This window comes from Hymenobacter coccineus, assembly GCF_001816125.1.
GTDB lineage: Bacteria > Bacteroidota > Bacteroidia > Cytophagales > Hymenobacteraceae > Hymenobacter > Hymenobacter coccineus.
This window is the reverse complement of sequence record NZ_MDZA01000381.1, coordinates 1-216: the sequence shown is the minus strand read 5'-3', so window position 1 is coordinate 216 and position 216 is coordinate 1. Positions and strand designations below refer to the sequence as shown.

Sequence of the window (216 nt, the reverse complement as noted above, 5' to 3'; positions counted from 1 at the left end):
GGTGGTGGGCTGGTCGCTGCTCCCGCTGATGGTGTTCCAGGGCTTCCGCGAGTTTGCCGAGGGGCTGGGCCTCACGCGGCAGGCCATGTGGCTGTCCATCGGCCGCGCCCTGGGTGCGGTGGTGGGCTGGTCGCTGCTCCCGCTGATGGTGTTCCAGGGCTTCCGCGAGTTTGCCGAGGGGCTGGGCCTCACGCGGCAGGCCATGTGGCTGTCCAT

The 216-nt window shown here is 70.4% G+C and carries 1 pseudogene; it reads left to right on the top strand.

The features are described from left to right. Positions 1-216 (top strand): annotated as a pseudogene (locus BEN49_RS28290) (hypothetical protein); the annotation flags it as partial.